The organism is Bacillus sp. FSL K6-3200 (genome assembly GCF_038630485.1).
Lineage (GTDB): Bacteria > Bacillota > Bacilli > Bacillales > Bacillaceae > Bacillus > Bacillus safensis.
Genome location: NZ_CP152032.1, coordinates 2752054 through 2769157 on the forward strand (window position 1 = coordinate 2752054; position 17104 = coordinate 2769157).

The window sequence follows — 17104 nt, forward strand, 5'->3', positions numbered from 1 at the left end:
GTGTTTAAGGAGGAAATACATAATGAAAAAAGGGCGCATTCTTGCGTTTTTCTTAGTGGTTCTGTTAATCGGAACTGGCGTAGGCTTACTAACAAAGCCTGTTGCGAAAGATATGACGCTAGGGCTGGATTTACAGGGTGGATTTGAAGTCCTGTATGATGTACATCCAGTGAAAAAAGAGGACAAGATCACAAATAGTGTTCTCGTTAGTACAGTGGAAGCACTTAACCGAAGAGCAAACGTTCTTGGTGTAAGTGAGCCGAACATCTCGATTGAAGGCAATAATCGTATCCGTGTGCAGCTTGCAGGGGTAAAAGATCAAAACAGAGCTAGGGAGATTCTTTCCACTGAAGCACAGCTATCCTTCAGAGATACGAATGATAAAGAACTTCTTAACGGGGCTGACCTAGTCGAAAACAGTGCAAAACAAACATTCAGTCAAACGAATGAGCCAATTGTCACGGTTAAACTAAAAGATGCGAAAAAATTTGGTGACGTCACAAGAAAAGTAGCAGCGATGGCACCAAATAATCAGCTTGTCATTTGGCTTGATTACCATAAAGGAGATTCCTTCAAAAAAGAAGTCTCAAAATCGAACCACAAGTATGTCTCTGCACCAAATGTGAATCAAGAGATTAACAGCAGTGACGTACAAATTGAAGGAAAGTTTACTGTCCAAGAGGCAAAAGACCTTGCAAGTATTTTAAATGCCGGGGCATTGCCAGTAAAATTAACAGAAAAATATTCCACATCTGTGAGTGCCCAGTTTGGTGAACAAGCACTGAACGAAACAGTGTTCGCAGGAATTGTAGGAATCGCATTTATCTTCTTATTCATGCTGCTTTATTACCGATTACCTGGTCTTATAGCTGTCATCACACTTTCAGCTTATATCTACATTACGCTGCAAGTGTTTGACTGGATGGGCGCGGTCATGACACTACCTGGAATTGCCGCACTTATTCTAGGGGTAGGGATGGCTGTCGATGCCAACATTATTACTTATGAGCGGATCAAAGAAGAGCTGAAGCTCGGCAAATCTGTCCGTTCTGCTTTCAGGTCAGGGAACCGCAGATCATTTGCGACCATCTTTGATGCAAACTTAACAAGTATTATTGCCGGCGGAGTGCTGTTTTTCTTCGGGACAAGCTCTGTAAAAGGATTTGCAACAATGCTCATCCTCTCAATTTTAACAAGCTTTATCACAGCTGTTTTCCTATCAAGATTCCTTCTTGGACTGCTTGTAGAGAGCCGCGCGCTCGACCGCAAAAAGGGCTGGTTTGGTGTCCGCAAAAAAGACATCATGAATATTCATGAAACAACAGAAAATACCGAACCGAAAACGCCATTTGATAAATGGGATTTCGTCAGCAAACGTAAAGGCTTTATGATTTTCTCCATAGCTGTTACTATTGCGGGAATCATCGTCCTTTCGCTCTTCAAGCTCAATGCTGGTATTGACTTTGCTAGTGGAACAAGAATTGATGTTCAAAGCGATCACAAGCTGACAACTGCACAAGTAGAGCAAGACTTTAAAAAGCTTGGTCTTGAGACGGACAGTGTCGTGTTATCGGGTCAAAAAGAAAACCAGGCAGCCGCACGGTTTGTCGGCGTGCCAAACAAAGAAAAGATTGCTGAAGTAAAAGATTACTTCAAAGATAAATACGGCACTGAACCAAACGTAAGTACAGTGTCTCCGACTGTCGGAAAAGAGCTTGCCCGTAATGCATTATATGCCATTATTATTGCTTCAATTGGGATCATTATATATGTATCCATCCGCTTTGAATATAAAATGGCGATTGCGGCGATTGCCTCATTGCTATACGACGCATTCTTTATTGTCGCCTTCTTTAGTATTACGCGCTTAGAGGTAGATGTCACCTTCATTGCCGCGATCCTCACAGTCATTGGGTACTCGATCAACGACACGATCGTTACCTTCGACAGGGTTCGTGAGCAAATGAAGAAACGTAAACCGAAAACCATTGAAGATCTATCGTACATTGTGAACTTAAGCTTACAGCAAACCTTTACGCGATCTGTCAACACGGTACTGACTGTAGTTGTCGTTGTTGTCGCACTGCTTATCTTCGGATCAGCGTCGATTACAAACTTCTCCATCGCCTTACTTGTCGGCTTATTAACAGGGGTGTATTCATCCCTTTACATCGCGGCACAAATTTGGCTGATGTGGAAAGGCCGTGAGCTGAAAAAACCAGCTAAGATAGATACAGATCAAGATATTTAATCTAGAAAGGCTGCCTTTTCGGCAGTCTTTTTCTATCGGTTTTTCTGAAAATAAGAAGATTTGAAAAAACATTTTGGGTTTCATTGATCTTGAAATGGTCTTTTGCTATAATGACTTACGTTTAGACCAGTATAGAAAGCAAGTGTCTGTTTAGGCATTTGGCTTTATTCATTGGAGGGGCTGTTATGAAGGTTCGGGAAACTGAACTGCCAGGTATCGGTCATAAAGCCGAAATGATCACAAGAAATAATGAGAAACTTGCCATTATTACGCATGATGACGGCAGAAGAGAAATGTATCATTTTCAGGAGGACGACCACGAAGAAACGATTTCTGGCATCCTGCTAAACGATGAAGAAGCAAGACAAATCGCAGCTATTTTAGGCGGCATGGTCTATAAGCCGAAAGCGCTTGAAACCGTAGAGGTAGCCATTGATGAACTGGTGATTGAATGGTTTAAAATTGAAAAGAATGCACCAGCTGTTCAAAGAAGCATCGGTGACCTCAATGTTCGCCAAAACTATCAAGTAACAGTCATCGCCATTGTGAGAAAATCACATGAGAAGATTTTAAATCCAGGACCAGATACCATCATCGAAGAAGGGGATACCCTTGTCATTTCTGGAGAAAGAAAAGAATTAAAGAACCTGATTAAAGAAAAACTCAGCAGCTGATGATACCCATGCTGATAGGTTTTCTTCCACTGCTTTCTTTCTGTGTTTAAAAAAGGCAGTGAAAAGGGAAGAATAAAAGAAAAAGCTTGGGGGATTTGTAGATGAACAAACAACAATGGACCATCATACTCGCATTTATTTTCGTATTAATTGTCTCAGTATTTGCCGTGATTAATGTACGGCCTGTCGAGGTACACTACTTATTTGGAACGGCTGAATGGCCGCTGATCCTTGTCATTATCGGTTCAGTTTTAATGGGCGGACTGATTGTGGCTTTTGCAGGGATCTTCCAAATTGTGAAACTGAAACGCGAACTTAAAGCATTAAGAGCTGAGCGTGCAGCCGCTGCACCTGCTGCTTCGACGAAAAAGGCAGACAAAGATCTTCAAAAGAAAACGCATGTCACACCTTTAAAAGAACAGCCAGCAACATTTGACCGGAAGGAAAAATAATCTTCCAGCACAATTTCATAAAATAAAAATTGAAACCCCTCAGGCCACTCTAGTATAATAGTGTGGTTGAGGGGTGAATTTATGTTATTATCCAAAATGCGCTGGGAATATGAACATCCAAGCGAAGAAAAAGTGAAATCACTCTCTGAAAATCTGAATATTTCAGCGCTGACTGCATCGCTTCTCGTAAAAAGAGGACTTGAAGAAGTAGAAGAGGCGAGGTCTTTTTTATTTGATCAAAAAGCCGAATTTCATGATCCATTCCTATTAAAAGGAATGAAAGAAGCAGTAGAGCGCATCAACAAAGCGATCGAAGAACAGGAATCGATTGTGATCTTCGGAGACTATGATGCAGATGGTGTGACAAGTACGTCTGTACTTTTACATACATTAAAAGAGCGGTCTGCGATAGTAGACTTTTATATTCCAGATCGATTTAAAGAAGGCTATGGGCCTAATGAACAGGCATTTCGATATATCAAGGAGCAAGGAGCATCGCTTGTCATCACGGTCGATACAGGCATTGCTGCTGTCAATGAAGCACGTATTGCAAAAGAAATAGGGTTAGACCTAATCATTACAGATCACCATGAACCAAGTGAGGAGCTGCCTGAGGCACTTGCCATTGTCCATCCTAAGCAGCCGGGCTGTGAGTATCCCTTTAAAGAACTTGCTGGTGTAGGTGTCGCGTTTAAAGTGGCGCATGCACTTCTTGGGAAGCTGCCAGTTCAGCTGTTAGATCTTGCAGCAATCGGGACAATCGCGGATCTTGTACCGCTTCATGATGAGAATAGGTGGCTCGCCAAAAAAGGTCTTGTGCAGCTTCGACAGACGAATAGACCGGGGCTGAAAGCGTTATTGAAAGAAGCGGGAGCCACTCTAGAAGAAGCCAATGAGGAAACGGTCGGCTTTCAAATTGCGCCAAGGCTGAATGCTGTTGGGCGAATTGAACAGGCAGATCCAGCCGTTCATCTTCTTATGACTGAGGATAAGGATGAAGCAGAAGAGCTCGCTCGTTTTGTACAGGAACTGAATAAAGAACGACAAAAGATTGTCAGTACGATCACAGAAGAAGCGATTCAATTGGTGGAAGAGGCAGATGATGACCAGTCTGCGATCGTTGTAGCGAAAGCTGGATGGAATCCGGGCGTTGTCGGAATTGTTGCCTCTAAATTGACGGATACTTTCTCTCGTCCAGCGATTGTACTTGGAATAGATGAAGAGACGCAAATGGCAAAAGGATCAGCCCGGAGTATTCCTGGCTTCGATCTATTTTTCCATCTAAGCAAATGCCGCGACATCCTGCCGCATTTCGGCGGGCATCCGATGGCAGCAGGGATGACACTTCGAGCGGATGATGTCGATTTACTAAGGGAAAGATTAAATCAATATGCAAATGAAACATTGACGAAAGAAGATTTTATTCCAATCCAGCGAGTCGATGCAGTGTGTAAGGTAGACGAATTGACGGTTGAAGCGATTGAAGAAGCGGGGATGCTGTCGCCATTCGGTATGTCAAACCCAAAACCGTTCATTATGATTGAAGATGCGAAGCTTGAAGATATCCGAACGATTGGGGCAAATCACAACCATATTAAAATGTCTCTGAAAGACGATGACAAGCTGCTTGATTGTGTCGGTTTTCACCAAGGGAAATTAAAAGAAGAAATTGTTCCAGGAAGCCGCATTTCCGTGATTGGTGAAATGTCCGTCAATGAATGGAATAACCGGAAGAAGCCCCAGCTGATGCTAAAAGATGCACGAGTTGATGAATGGCAGCTGTTTGATCTGCGTGGGAAAAAGGATTGGGAGAAAAAAGTTTCGACGCTTGATTCAGAAAAATCTTTGATTGTCTGTTTTGATGAAGCAACAAAACAGGACGTCGATATCCCTATTCATCATGTTCATGCAGAAAATGTATCATCGTTTAATGTACACGGAAAATATGTGGTCTTTGCGGATGTTCCCGCAGATGAGCAATTGCTGAAGCAGCTTTTAGAAAACCAAAAGCCTGCCAGAATATATACGGTTTTTCAAAGAAAAGAAGATCATTTTATGTCCTCTTTCCCAAGCCGTGACCAATTCAAATGGTTTTATGGGTTCTTGTTTAAACGGGGAAGTTTTCCTATCAAAGAACAAGGAATGGAGCTTGCCAAACATAGAGGCTGGACAAAAGATACAATCATTTTTATGACAAAGGTGTTTTTTGAACTCGGTTTTGTTAAAATAGAGAATGGTGTGCTGTCAATAGTACTTGATGCCCCTAAAAAAGATTTAACGGCATCAGCGTCCTATACAGCAAAACAACGATTGATGGAACTCGATCAAACACTAACATATTCCTCAGCTAAAGAGCTGAAGGAATGGCTGAATAGCATGATGAGCGAAGTCTCACCTGTGCTTTGACGTACGAGGAGGAAAAGGAAAAGATGGATTTAAAACAATATGTGACAGTTGTACCTGACTACCCAAAGGAAGGTGTACAATTTAAAGATATTACAACGTTGATGGATAAAGGCGAAGTGTACCGTTATGCAACGGATCAAATTGTTGAATACGCGAAGGAAAGAGACATTGATCTTATTGTTGGACCTGAAGCGCGTGGATTCATTATTGGCTGCCCTGTAGCATACGCACTTGGTGTAGGTTTTGCACCGGTTCGTAAAGAAGGAAAGCTTCCTCGTGAAGTCATTAAAGTCGATTATGGCTTGGAATATGGTAAAGATGTATTAACGATTCATAAAGATGCGATTCGTCCTGGTCAGCGTGTTCTGATTACTGATGACTTACTGGCAACTGGTGGAACAATTGAAGCGTCCATCAAGCTTGTAGAGGAATTAGGCGGCATTGTGGCAGGGATTGCATTTTTGATTGAGCTGACGTATCTGGACGGCAGAAATAAGCTTGACGGCTACGACATCATGACGTTAATGCAATACTAATGGAGTTTTTCGTAAAAAGCACTCAGTAAGAAGGGTGCTTTTTTCCTATCAAAAATCTTTTAGCGGACTTCTTCTCTTTACATCTATCGAATTTTTCTTGATAATAAACTACAATACAGTTTTCATTTAAAAAGGTGATTCCATGGCGAACGAACAAGTTTTAACGGCGCAGCAGGTCATTGACAAGGCAAGAGAATACCTGTCCGCTGAACATATTCAATTTATAGAGCGAGCATATGAATATGCTGAAAATGCACACAAGGAGCAATACCGGAAATCTGGTGAGCCCTATATTATCCATCCAATTCAAGTGGCGGGCATTCTTGTTGATCTTGAAATGGACCCATCAACCATTGCAGGCGGTTTCCTGCACGATGTAGTTGAGGATACAGATGTGACATTACAGGATTTAAAAGAGCATTTTAACGAGGAAGTTGCAATGCTTGTTGATGGTGTCACAAAGCTCGGGAAGATTAAATATAAATCACAAGAAGAACAGCAGGCCGAAAACCATCGAAAAATGTTTGTTGCAATGGCGCAGGATATCCGAGTGATCTTGATTAAGCTGGCAGACCGCCTTCATAATATGAGAACGCTCAAACATCTTCCGCAGGAAAAGCAGCGGAGAATTTCAAATGAAACACTTGAAATCTTTGCACCGCTTGCACACAGATTAGGGATTTCAAAGATTAAGTGGGAACTTGAAGATACAGCACTCCGCTATTTAAATCCGCAGCAATATTACCGGATTGTGAATCTGATGAAGCGCAAACGAGCGGAACGTGAGGAATACTTGGACGAGGTCGTCAATGAAGTGAAAGACCGCGTGTCTGAGGTGAACATCAAGGCTGAATTTTCCGGCAGACCAAAACATATTTACAGCATTTATCGCAAAATGGTCTTGCAAAATAAGCAGTTTAATGAAATTTATGATCTGCTTGCCGTTCGTATTTTGGTAGACAGCATTAAAGATTGTTATGCTGTGCTCGGGATTATCCATACGTGCTGGAAGCCGATGCCAGGCAGGTTTAAGGATTATATTGCGATGCCAAAGCCGAACATGTACCAGTCTCTTCATACAACGGTGATTGGGCCAAAAGGCGATCCGCTTGAAGTTCAGATCCGTACAGTGGAAATGCATGAAATTGCAGAATACGGAATTGCGGCACACTGGGCATATAAAGAAGGCAAAGAGTCAGCAGAATCAACGGAAGAAGCGGTCTTCCAGAAGAAGCTCTCTTGGTTTAGAGAAATTCTTGAGTTCCAAAATGAGTCCACAGATGCAGAAGAATTTATGGAGTCGTTAAAGATTGATCTTTTCTCTGATATGGTGTTTGTGTTTACACCAAAAGGAGACGTCATTGAACTGCCGTCGGGCTCAGTTCCGATTGATTTCTCTTACCGGATTCACTCGGAAATTGGGAATAAAACGATCGGTGCCAAGGTCAATGGCAAAATGGTCACACTCGATCACAAACTAAAAACAGGTGACATTATTGAAATTCTGACATCAAAGCATAGCTACGGGCCAAGTCAGGATTGGGTCAAACTTGCCCAAACCTCCCAAGCGAAGCACAAGATCAGACAGTTTTTCAAAAAACAGCGCCGTGAAGAAAATGTCGAAAAAGGCCGAGAGCTTGTGGAAAAAGAAATTAAAAACCTTGAGTTTGACGTCAAAGACATTCTGACAGCTGAAAACCTGCAAAAAGTGGCTGACAAATTTAATTTTTCAAACGAAGAGGACATGTATGCAGCTGTTGGATATAACGGCATTACTGCACTACAGGTCGCCAATCGTTTAACGGAAAAAGAAAGAAAACAAAGAGATCAAGAAGAGCAAGAGAAAACTGTTCAAGAAGTAACGGTGGAACCAAAGACGTATCACGGGAAAAAACGGGAAGCTGGCGTAAGGGTCAAAGGAATTGATAACCTGCTTGTCCGCTTATCTAAGTGCTGTAATCCTGTTCCTGGTGATAGCATTGTCGGTTTTATTACGAAGGGCCGAGGTGTATCTGTTCACCGCGAGGACTGTCCGAACGTCAAGACAGGAGAAGCACAGGAGCGGTTAATTCCGGTTGAGTGGGAGCATGAGCAGCCTGCTAAAAACCGTAAAGAATACAATGTGGAAATTGAAATATTAGGATATGATCGACGCGGCTTACTCAATGAGGTGCTTCAAGCAGTCAACGAAACCAAAACGAACATCTCCTCTGTTTCTGGGAAGTCTGATCGTAACAAAGTGGCGACGATCCATATGGCGATCTTTATCCAAAATATTAACCATTTGCACAAAGTAGTCGAACGCATTAAACAAATCAAAGACATTTACTCTGTTCGCCGATTCATGAATTAGAAAGGAAGTATATCGTCTATGAGGCTTGTAGTGCAGCGTGTGACAAATGCATCTGTGAAGGTAGAAGAAGAGATCACAGGTGCCATAAGCGAAGGATATATGGTGCTTGTTGGTGTCACACACGAAGATACAGAAGAAGATGTGCTTTACTTAGCTGAGAAGCTTGCACATTTACGTATTTTTGAAGATGAAAATGGGAAAATGAATCGTTCATTATTGGACATAAAAGGAAGCGTTCTGTCTGTATCACAATTTACCCTATATGGTGATACGAGAAAGGGCAGACGGCCGAATTTTATGAAAGCCGCCAAGCCGGATGCAGCCAACTCGCTTTATGAATGTTTCAATAAAACCCTTAGAGATAAAGGCATTCATGTAGAAACTGGCCGTTTTGGCGCGATGATGGACGTGTCATTGACCAATTCAGGACCAGTCACGATCTTGATGGACAGCAAAGAATAGATTCTCTTTAGACTGTAGATGAACTCATGCGGGAGTTTGTTTAGAGTCTTTTTCTTTTGCGGATAAACAAAAAAGAGGCGCAGTGGCCTCTTTCTTTTTAACGGAAATATTGTTTTAATCCCTCGGTCATTCCTTCTGTGACTCGTTCTTGGTAAGAGGCGCTATAAATGATCGCTTCCTCCTGAGGATTGCTTAAGTACCCGAGTTCATATAAAAGGGAAGGGCGTTTGTTTTCTCTTAAAACAAAGTAATCTCCGAATTTGACACCCTTATCAGGGATTTGCGAGCGTTTTGCGACTTCGGAATGAACGCTTGACGCTAATTGCTGATCTTTTGCTGCTTGATAATAATACGCTGTACTTCCTCTAACACTTTGGTCCATAAAACTATCATAATGAAGACTAATAAATGCATCTGCATTTCGGTAATGAGATGTTGCCACCCTTGATTGAAGGCTGATAAAGGTATCATCACTTCTAGTTAAATAAACATTTGCACCAGAAGCCCTTAATTTGCCTGCCAGTAAATTGGCTGTTTTGATGGTGATGTTCTTTTCAAAAGCACCGTCTGCGCCAATTGTGCCGCTGTCTTTTCCGCCATGACCAGGATCAAGAACAATCGTTTTTCCTTTTAAAGAACCAGTTCCAGACGATGAATCCTGCTGAGGTCTTGGCGCTTCGCTGCTATTTTTCTTCGTTTGAACGACCCAGCTCGCCACATAGCCAGTCCCGCCATTTGATAGTGTCACCTCGAACCAGTCACCTTGCGTCCGAACAATTTGATAGGCAGCTCCTTTGGTTGCTCTTTCTGCAATTCCAGCAGAGGTAGAAGCGCTTTTTCGAATGTTGGTGCCGTCATAGACAATGTACGCTTTTTGCTCAGAAGCCGAAGAGGATGAACTCTTTTCAGGTGCAGAGCCTGCTCCTTTGCCTGTGACAATGTAATAGCTTGCAACCCAGCCTTTTACGCCTTTCCCCTCAATTTCATACCAGCCATTCTGCTCTCGCAAAATGGTGATCTGTGTGTTGCGGGCAAGTGAAGCGACGACTTGTGCATTTGGTGCGGCCGATTGCCTCACATTCAAGCTCGATACGCCAACTGTGCCTGTCTGGTTAGAGCGAGAGGACTCGCCGGAGCTTGATTGAGATGTTTTCTGCCCCCCTGAAACATAATCAGAGTGAACCCAGCCTTCTGCTTGTTTATACGAAATTTTCGTCCATTCGCCGCTTGTCTCGAGCTTTTTAGCGGAAGCGCCTTGCGGGAAAGTACCAATCACTTGATAGGAAGTCCCAGGGCCTGTCCGGATCCGAAGGTCGGAAGCTGTCGATGTAATTGTACTGCCTCCAGCTGTGCTTTGACCTTGCGTCTTTGGCTTCGCGGATTTTTGAGCGCTGGATGATGTGGTGATCAGCCATGAGACAACCCAGCCTTTTTGTCCGTTTGATAATTGGATCTGCACCCATTCTCCTTGTTCAGTGAGGATGGGATAACTTTCGCCGCGTTTCACAACAGCTGCGATTCCATAGCTTAAACCAGGGCCCGTTCTCACATTGATTTCATCAGTTGCGACCACAGCTTGATCTGTTTGTGCTGTGGCATGCGTCATAGGCAAAGAACTGGCGATGAGAACAAAACAAGTAAGCATCATCATCATTTGATTGTGTTTTTTCAGATTCAAAACGGTGTTTTCCCCTCCCTTGTAAAACCGATGAATGTTAATTCGTTATGTAGTGGATGAATTCCTTGCAGTTTCCCTAATAAAAATGAATCAATCTGTTTATACTAAATAAAAATGTGATAAAAGGATGTACAAACATGAGATTAAGCAGAAAATTAGGACGAGTGCAATATAATGGACATCGTGATATTGACCGCTGGCAGCACGACGAAATGGATCAGCCAGGCTTCCTTGAAGAAACCGCATCTGAATACGGATGTACGTCAAAAGAAGAGCTGGAAAAGAAAAAGAGGCACGGCAAGGGTTGACAGAGTGGCAGCACCGACCTTATTATAATATAAATCAACACACTTGAAAATTTAAAATGTGGAACTGATGATAGAGAATAGTAGGGTAAATTGCGTGAGCAGAGAGGAATCGCCTTAGGCTGAAAGCGAATCCGCATGGCATTTATCACGAAAGAACACTCTGTAGGTTTCCTGCTGAACGCTCTAAAAATGAGTCAATAGGCGGAGAACGTGAATCTGCGTTAAGGATTTGAGCGGGAACATGCTGGATTATGTTCCAACTAGGGTGGCACCACGGGTATAACTCTCGTCCCTACTATACACATAGTAGAGGCGGGGGTTTTTTATATGTCCACATAAAAAATGAATGATGGTCGTAGGAGGACGAAAAATGAGTTTTAATATTCCAAGAGGCACACAGGATATTTTACCTGGAGAGTCAGAACGCTGGCAGTATGTTGAACAAATTGCGAGAGATACATGTGCAGCCTTTCAATACAAAGAAATCCGCACACCGATTTTTGAGCATACAGAGCTGTTTGCACGGGGAGTAGGCGAATCAACTGATATCGTTCAAAAAGAGATGTACACATTTGAAGATAAAAAAGGACGCAGCATCACACTTCGTCCAGAGGGAACAGCTTCAACTGTACGCTCTTATGTTGAAAATAAATTGTTTGCACAGCCGGCTCAGCCAACAAAGCTGTACTACATTGGACCAATGTTCCGCTATGAACGTCCGCAAACAGGAAGATATCGTCAGTTTTATCAATTTGGGATAGAAGCGATTGGTTCCAAGGATCCTGCTATTGATGCAGAGGTCATTTCGCTTGCGATGAGTGTGTATGAGAAAGCAGGTCTTTCTAACTTAAAACTCGTCATTAACAGTCTTGGTGACAAAGAGAGCCGTGCAGACTACCGCAAAGCACTGGTCGAACACTTTGAGCCAAGAATTGATGAATTCTGTCATGACTGTCAAACGCGTTTACATCAAAATCCGCTGCGTATTCTTGATTGTAAAAAGGATCGTGATCACGAACTGATGGCAACAGCTCCATCCATTCAAGATTTCTTAAATGAAGAATCGCGGACGTATTTTGAAAAGGTCAAACAATACTTATCGGATATAGGCATTGAGTATGTCGTTGATCCAAATTTAGTACGCGGTCTTGATTACTACAATCATACAGCCTTTGAGATCATGAGTAATGCAGAAGGCTTTGGTGCGATTACAACATTAGCCGGCGGCGGCCGTTATGATGGGCTCGTCGAAGGAATTGGCGGTCCTGAATCACCAGGGATCGGATTTGCGATGAGTATTGAGCGTTTCTTATCTGCGATCGATGCTGAAGGAATTGAGCTTCCTCTGCAAGATGGTATTGATCTATACATTGCTGCTCTCGGAGATGAAGCGAAGGATTATTCTGTTACATTATTAAACCGTCTGAGAAAAGAAGGTATCTCAAGTGAAATGGACTACACAGGGAAGAAACTAAAAGGACAATTTAAAGCGGCTGATCGATTAAAAGCCAAATTTATTGCAGTTCTTGGTGAAGATGAGCTTGCACAGCAAATTGTGAATGTGAAAGATACGACAACGGGTGAACAAATTGAAGTGAAGCTTGATGAGCTGATTCAAATGTTGAAGGCTCACCAGAAAGCGTAAAGAAGGAGTGGAATGTTTGTGTTTGGTAGAACTTTTTATTGTGGAGAAGTAACAGAAGACCAAATCGGTCAGTCAGTTGTATTAAAAGGATGGGTTCAAAAAAGGCGTGACCTAGGCGGATTAATCTTTATTGATTTGCGCGACCGTACAGGGATTGTACAAGTTGTCTTCAATCCAGACTTATCAAAAGAGGCGCTTGAGACAGCAGAATCAATTCGTAATGAATACGTTCTTGATATTAAAGGAACGGTTGTCGCAAGAGAAGAAGCAACGATCAACCCAAATTTAAAAACGGGCAAAATTGAAATTCAAGTCGAAACGGTCACCGTTTTAAATGAAGCAAAGACTCCTCCATTTGTGATTTCAGACCAAGCAGATGAGGTATCAGAAGATGTGCGTTTAAAATATCGTTACCTGGATCTTCGCCGCCCTGCAATGTTTGAAACAATGAAAATGCGACATGAAGTCACAAAAGCATTCCGCCATTTCTTAGACGACAACGGCTTTTTAGACATTGAAACACCAATTTTAACGAAAAGTACCCCAGAAGGTGCGCGTGACTATCTTGTTCCAAGCCGTGTACACGAGGGAGAATTTTATGCACTGCCTCAGTCTCCGCAATTATTTAAACAATTGCTGATGGTTTCTGGGATGGACCGTTATTATCAAATTGCCCGCTGTTTTAGAGATGAAGACTTGCGTGCTGACCGTCAGCCGGAATTTACACAAGTCGATATTGAAATGTCCTTTATGAGTCAAGAGGACATCATGACGCTTGCTGAAGAGATGATGGCGAAGGTGATGAAAGATGTCAAAGGTGTAGACCTTGCATTGCCATTACCTCGTATGACATACGATGAAGCAATGAATTCTTATGGATCTGATAAGCCGGATACACGCTTTGAGATGAAGCTAGTGAACATTTCAGACACGGTAAAAGACTCAGATTTCAAAGTGTTCAGCGGAGCTGTGAAAAATGGTGGAGCTGTGAAAGCCATCAATGTAAAAGGGGCTGCAGCGAACTACTCAAGAAAAGACATTGATGCCCTTGGTGCATTTGCAGCGAACTACGGTGCAAAAGGTCTAGCTTGGCTAAAAGCAGAAGGGACTGAATTAAAAGGTCCGATCGCTAAATTCTTTGATGAAGCAAAGCAAGCTGAATTAAAAGAACAGCTTCAAGTTGAAGAAGGCGACCTTTTACTCTTTGTTGCAGATAAGACGTCTGTTGTCCATGATGCGCTAGGTGCACTTCGCTTAAAACTTGGTAAAGAGCTTGAATTGATCGATGAGTCTGTATTCAATTTCTTATGGGTTGTCGATTGGCCTCTGCTTGAAAAGGATGAAGAAGAAGGCCGCTTCTATGCTGCTCACCATCCATTCACAATGCCAGTTCGCGATGATCTTGAATTAATTGAAACAAGCCCAGAAGACATGAAGGCACAGGCTTACGATCTTGTGCTGAATGGCTACGAGCTTGGCGGAGGTTCTATTCGTATTTTCGAAAAGGACATTCAAGAAAAGATGTTTGGCTTACTTGGTTTTTCAAAAGAAGAGGCTTACGAACAATTTGGCTTCCTGCTGGATGCTTTTGAGCATGGTGTTCCTCCGCATGGCGGAATCGCGCTTGGGCTTGACCGTTTAGTGATGCTGCTTGCAGGCCGCTCTAACTTAAGAGATACGATTGCATTCCCGAAAACGGCAAGTGCGAGCTGCGTTCTTACAGATGCCCCTGGCCATGTGAGCGAGGCGCAGCTTGATGAGCTGAGTTTAGCGATTAAAGCAAAAGTAAAACAGTAAAATAGGCGCATGTTTATAGGGATGTAAACGCTTGAAAAAGCAACATGCCTATGATATGCTTTCATCAATCAATAAATAAAGTCCTGATACGTACGGTGGTTACCTAGTTTTGACCGAACATTTTTTTATACGGGAGCTTGCCTTTCCTTTCTGCATAAATGCCTCTTTAGAGGACTTATAAAGTCAGGAAGAAAGCACCCACCTGCATGGTGCGGGGTTCAAAACGAAGGAAATGCTGGCGGCGTCATCGGGACTTTTTTGTGTTTTTTTCTTTTAGAGAAGGATGACGGAGAAGTCTGAATGTGATATGATTCTTTCGATTCATTTTAAATAAAGGTGGAGTGAGGCACTTGTTACATCAGTTTTCAAGAAACGAGCTTGCCATTGGCAAGGAAGGCTTAAATATACTAAAAAACAGTACAGTTGCAGTGCTTGGTGTGGGCGGCGTTGGTTCATTCGCAGTAGAGGCACTCGCTCGTTCAGGCGTTGGCCGTATTGTACTTGTTGATAAAGATGATATTGATATTACAAATGTGAACCGTCAGCTTCCAGCATTGCTATCGACAGTTGGCCAGCCAAAGGTTGACTTAATGCAGGCGAGAATCGCTGATATTAATCCAGAATGTGAAGTTGTTGCGCTGAAGATGTTTTATACAGAGGAAACATACGAGCAATTTTTTGAGTATCCGCTTGATTATGTCATTGACGCCTCAGATACCATTCACTATAAAATTCATTTAATGAAAGAGTGTCTGAAACGAGGTGTGAATATCATTTCAAGTATGGGAGCTGCGAACAAAACAGATCCGACACGCTTCAAAATTGATGATATTTCAAAAACACATACCGATCCTATTGCAAAAGTTGTGAGAACACGTCTGCGTAAGGAAGGGATTCGTAAAGGAATTGAAGTCATTTTCTCTGACGAAAGTCCGATTGTCATTCGTGAAGATGTCAGAAAAGAAGTTGGAAATGATGAAGCGAAGATTCGCAAGGCGCAAATGCCGCCATCATCCAATGCATTCGTTCCGTCTGTTGCCGGACTGATCATGGGTGGCCATGTCATTATGAAGCTTTTAAAAGATATTCCGATTACACGTGTGAAGGATAAATAAACAGCCCGCCTGCGAATATGCAGGGGGCTTTTTTTATTTTTGGCGTTTTAAATTCTCATAGACCTGTTTCAATGCACCTTCAAATTTCCCGGTTTGCTTCGGTACATAGTATTGCTTGTTTTTCAGCGGATCAGGTAAATATTGCTGCTTCACCCAGCCGTTTTCGTAATCATGTGGGTACAAGTAATCGACGCCTCTTCCGAGTGCTGTGGCGCCTTTGTAGTGAGCATCCTTTAAATGAACTGGAACTTCACCGATTTTCCCTGTCCGAATGTCACCAAGTGCGGCATCAATCGCCTTATATGCCGAATTGGACTTAGGAGAAAGACACAGCTCAATCACTGCGTTCGCCAGTGGAATTCGTGCTTCTGGGAAGCCGACTCTTTCTGCTGTTTGTACGGCGCTTAACACGCGGGGGCCTGCCTGCGGACTGGCTAAGCCAATGTCCTCGTAAGCCATCACGAGTAATCTTCTTGAAATGCTTTCAAGGTCTCCAGCTTCGATTAGTCTGGCAAGGTAATGCAGCGCCGCATCTGTATCAGACCCTCTAATGGATTTTTGAAAAGCCGAGAGGACATCATAATGAGCATCACCATTCTTGTCATGTGAGAAACTCTTTTTTTGTAAACATTCTTCTGCTGCGGCAAGAGTGATTTTGATATGCCCAGACTCATCAGCTTTTGTCGATAAGACAGCGAGTTCTAGTGCATTTAAAGCAGAACGCACGTCTCCTCCGCATCCATTGGCAAAATGATTCATCGCTTCATCGTCAACTGTCACCTCATAACCGCCAAGCCCGCGATGCTCATCCTGCAAGGCCCTTGTTAACGCAGCTTTGATTTGCTCTGTTTCAAGCGGCTTCAGCTCGAATATTTGTGTCCGGCTTCGGATGGCAGGATTGATCGCATGATAGGGATTCGCCGTCGTTGCGCCAATTAAAATGATCATGCCATTTTCTAAATAAGGAAGAAGAAAATCCTGCTTTCCTTTATCAAGCCGGTGGACTTCGTCTAAAATAAGGATCACCTGGCCGCTCATTTTTGCTTCAGCGGCGACAGCTTCCATATCTTTTTTGTTATGAATGACCGCATTCAACGTACGAAAAGCAATGCTTGTACTGCCAGCAATTGCGGTTGCAATCGAAGTTTTACCGATACCCGGCGGTCCGTATAAAATCATCGAGGATAAATGTTTTGCCTCGACCATTCGTCTAATAATTTGACCTTCTCCAACAAGATGCTCCTGCCCAATAATGTCTTCAATATGACTCGGGCGCATCCGGTACGCTAAAGGTTTCATAATTATCTCTCCTATAGCAATGTCTTGTTTGTATAGAGTACCGAAATTTCTTCAAATAGAAAAGGGATGCGTCCTCCTATTATGCTCAGTACCCGTAAATGAAAGTTGGCTGAAAGTATGATATAATT

13 protein-coding genes, 1 other RNA gene and 1 other annotated feature are annotated in these 17104 nt (G+C 42.8%); of the genes, 12 read left to right on the plus strand and 2 right to left on the minus strand.

Features of this window, described 5'->3' with window-relative positions; genetic code table 11:
• Window positions 1-22 precede the first annotated feature (22 nt).
• The 7 genes from secDF to dtd all read left to right on the plus strand — a co-directional run bounded on the left by secDF (window position 23) and on the right by dtd (window position 9134).
• The gene (secDF, locus tag MHI60_RS14005; protein WP_144471246.1) at window positions 23-2251 is read left to right on the plus strand and encodes a protein translocase subunit SecDF; all 2229 of its coding nucleotides are present in this window, start codon (window positions 23-25) and stop codon (window positions 2249-2251) included.
• 185 nt (window positions 2252-2436) lie between these two features.
• The gene (locus MHI60_RS14010; protein WP_041115109.1) at window positions 2437-2925 is read left to right on the plus strand and encodes a cation:proton antiporter regulatory subunit; all 489 of its coding nucleotides are present in this window, start codon (window positions 2437-2439) and stop codon (window positions 2923-2925) included.
• Between the two features lie 101 nt (window positions 2926-3026).
• Window positions 3027-3377 (plus strand): lipopolysaccharide assembly protein LapA domain-containing protein, encoded by a 351-nt coding sequence (locus MHI60_RS14015; RefSeq protein ID WP_144484780.1) that lies wholly within the window; start codon window positions 3027-3029, stop codon window positions 3375-3377.
• Window positions 3378-3458: 81 nt separating this feature from the next.
• Window positions 3459-5783, plus strand: coding sequence for a single-stranded-DNA-specific exonuclease RecJ (recJ, locus tag MHI60_RS14020; protein WP_144484778.1), 2325 nt, complete (start codon window positions 3459-3461; stop codon window positions 5781-5783).
• Window positions 5784-5806: 23 nt separating this feature from the next.
• The gene (locus tag MHI60_RS14025) at window positions 5807-6319 is read left to right on the plus strand and encodes an adenine phosphoribosyltransferase (RefSeq protein WP_144484776.1); all 513 of its coding nucleotides are present in this window, start codon (window positions 5807-5809) and stop codon (window positions 6317-6319) included.
• A 142-nt stretch (window positions 6320-6461) separates the two neighbouring features.
• Entirely contained in the window at window positions 6462-8672 is a 2211-nt protein-coding gene (locus MHI60_RS14030) for a bifunctional (p)ppGpp synthetase/guanosine-3',5'-bis(diphosphate) 3'-pyrophosphohydrolase (RefSeq protein ID WP_047203353.1), read from the plus strand.
• 18 nt (window positions 8673-8690) lie between these two features.
• The gene (dtd, locus tag MHI60_RS14035; protein ID WP_095409179.1) at window positions 8691-9134 is read left to right on the plus strand and encodes a D-aminoacyl-tRNA deacylase; all 444 of its coding nucleotides are present in this window, start codon (window positions 8691-8693) and stop codon (window positions 9132-9134) included.
• A 97-nt stretch (window positions 9135-9231) separates the two neighbouring features.
• Here the strand turns inward: dtd and MHI60_RS14040 are convergent, their stop codons facing one another.
• Window positions 9232-10812 carry an SH3 domain-containing protein gene (locus tag MHI60_RS14040; RefSeq protein WP_144484774.1) on the minus strand — a complete coding sequence of 527 codons (1581 nt, stop codon included), beginning with the start codon at window positions 10810-10812 and terminating at the stop codon, window positions 9232-9234.
• Window positions 10813-10949: 137 nt separating this feature from the next.
• Between MHI60_RS14040 and MHI60_RS14045 the strand changes: the two genes are divergently transcribed.
• From MHI60_RS14045 to MHI60_RS14065, 5 genes are all read left to right on the plus strand, one after another.
• Window positions 10950-11120, plus strand: a complete 171-nt coding sequence (locus MHI60_RS14045) for a YrzK family protein (RefSeq protein WP_003216250.1) — start codon at window positions 10950-10952, stop codon at window positions 11118-11120.
• Between the two features lie 58 nt (window positions 11121-11178).
• Window positions 11179-11417: a binding site (T-box leader), on the plus strand.
• Window positions 11418-11490: 73 nt separating this feature from the next.
• Window positions 11491-12765, plus strand: coding sequence for a histidine--tRNA ligase (gene hisS / locus MHI60_RS14050; protein WP_144484772.1), 1275 nt, complete (start codon window positions 11491-11493; stop codon window positions 12763-12765).
• 18 nt (window positions 12766-12783) lie between these two features.
• Complete coding sequence (aspS, locus tag MHI60_RS14055) at window positions 12784-14562, plus strand: aspartate--tRNA ligase (RefSeq protein WP_144484770.1); 1779 nt, start codon at window positions 12784-12786, stop codon at window positions 14560-14562.
• Between the two features lie 77 nt (window positions 14563-14639).
• Window positions 14640-14820, plus strand: a non-coding RNA gene (ssrS, locus tag MHI60_RS14060) — 6S RNA.
• Between the two features lie 92 nt (window positions 14821-14912).
• On the plus strand, window positions 14913-15677 hold the full coding sequence (locus MHI60_RS14065; protein ID WP_024423127.1) for a tRNA threonylcarbamoyladenosine dehydratase: 765 nt from the start codon (window positions 14913-14915) through the stop codon (window positions 15675-15677).
• A 33-nt stretch (window positions 15678-15710) separates the two neighbouring features.
• Here the strand turns inward: MHI60_RS14065 and MHI60_RS14070 are convergent, their stop codons facing one another.
• Window positions 15711-16976 (minus strand): replication-associated recombination protein A, encoded by a 1266-nt coding sequence (locus tag MHI60_RS14070; protein ID WP_144484768.1) that lies wholly within the window; start codon window positions 16974-16976, stop codon window positions 15711-15713.
• Window positions 16977-17104 lie beyond the last annotated feature (128 nt).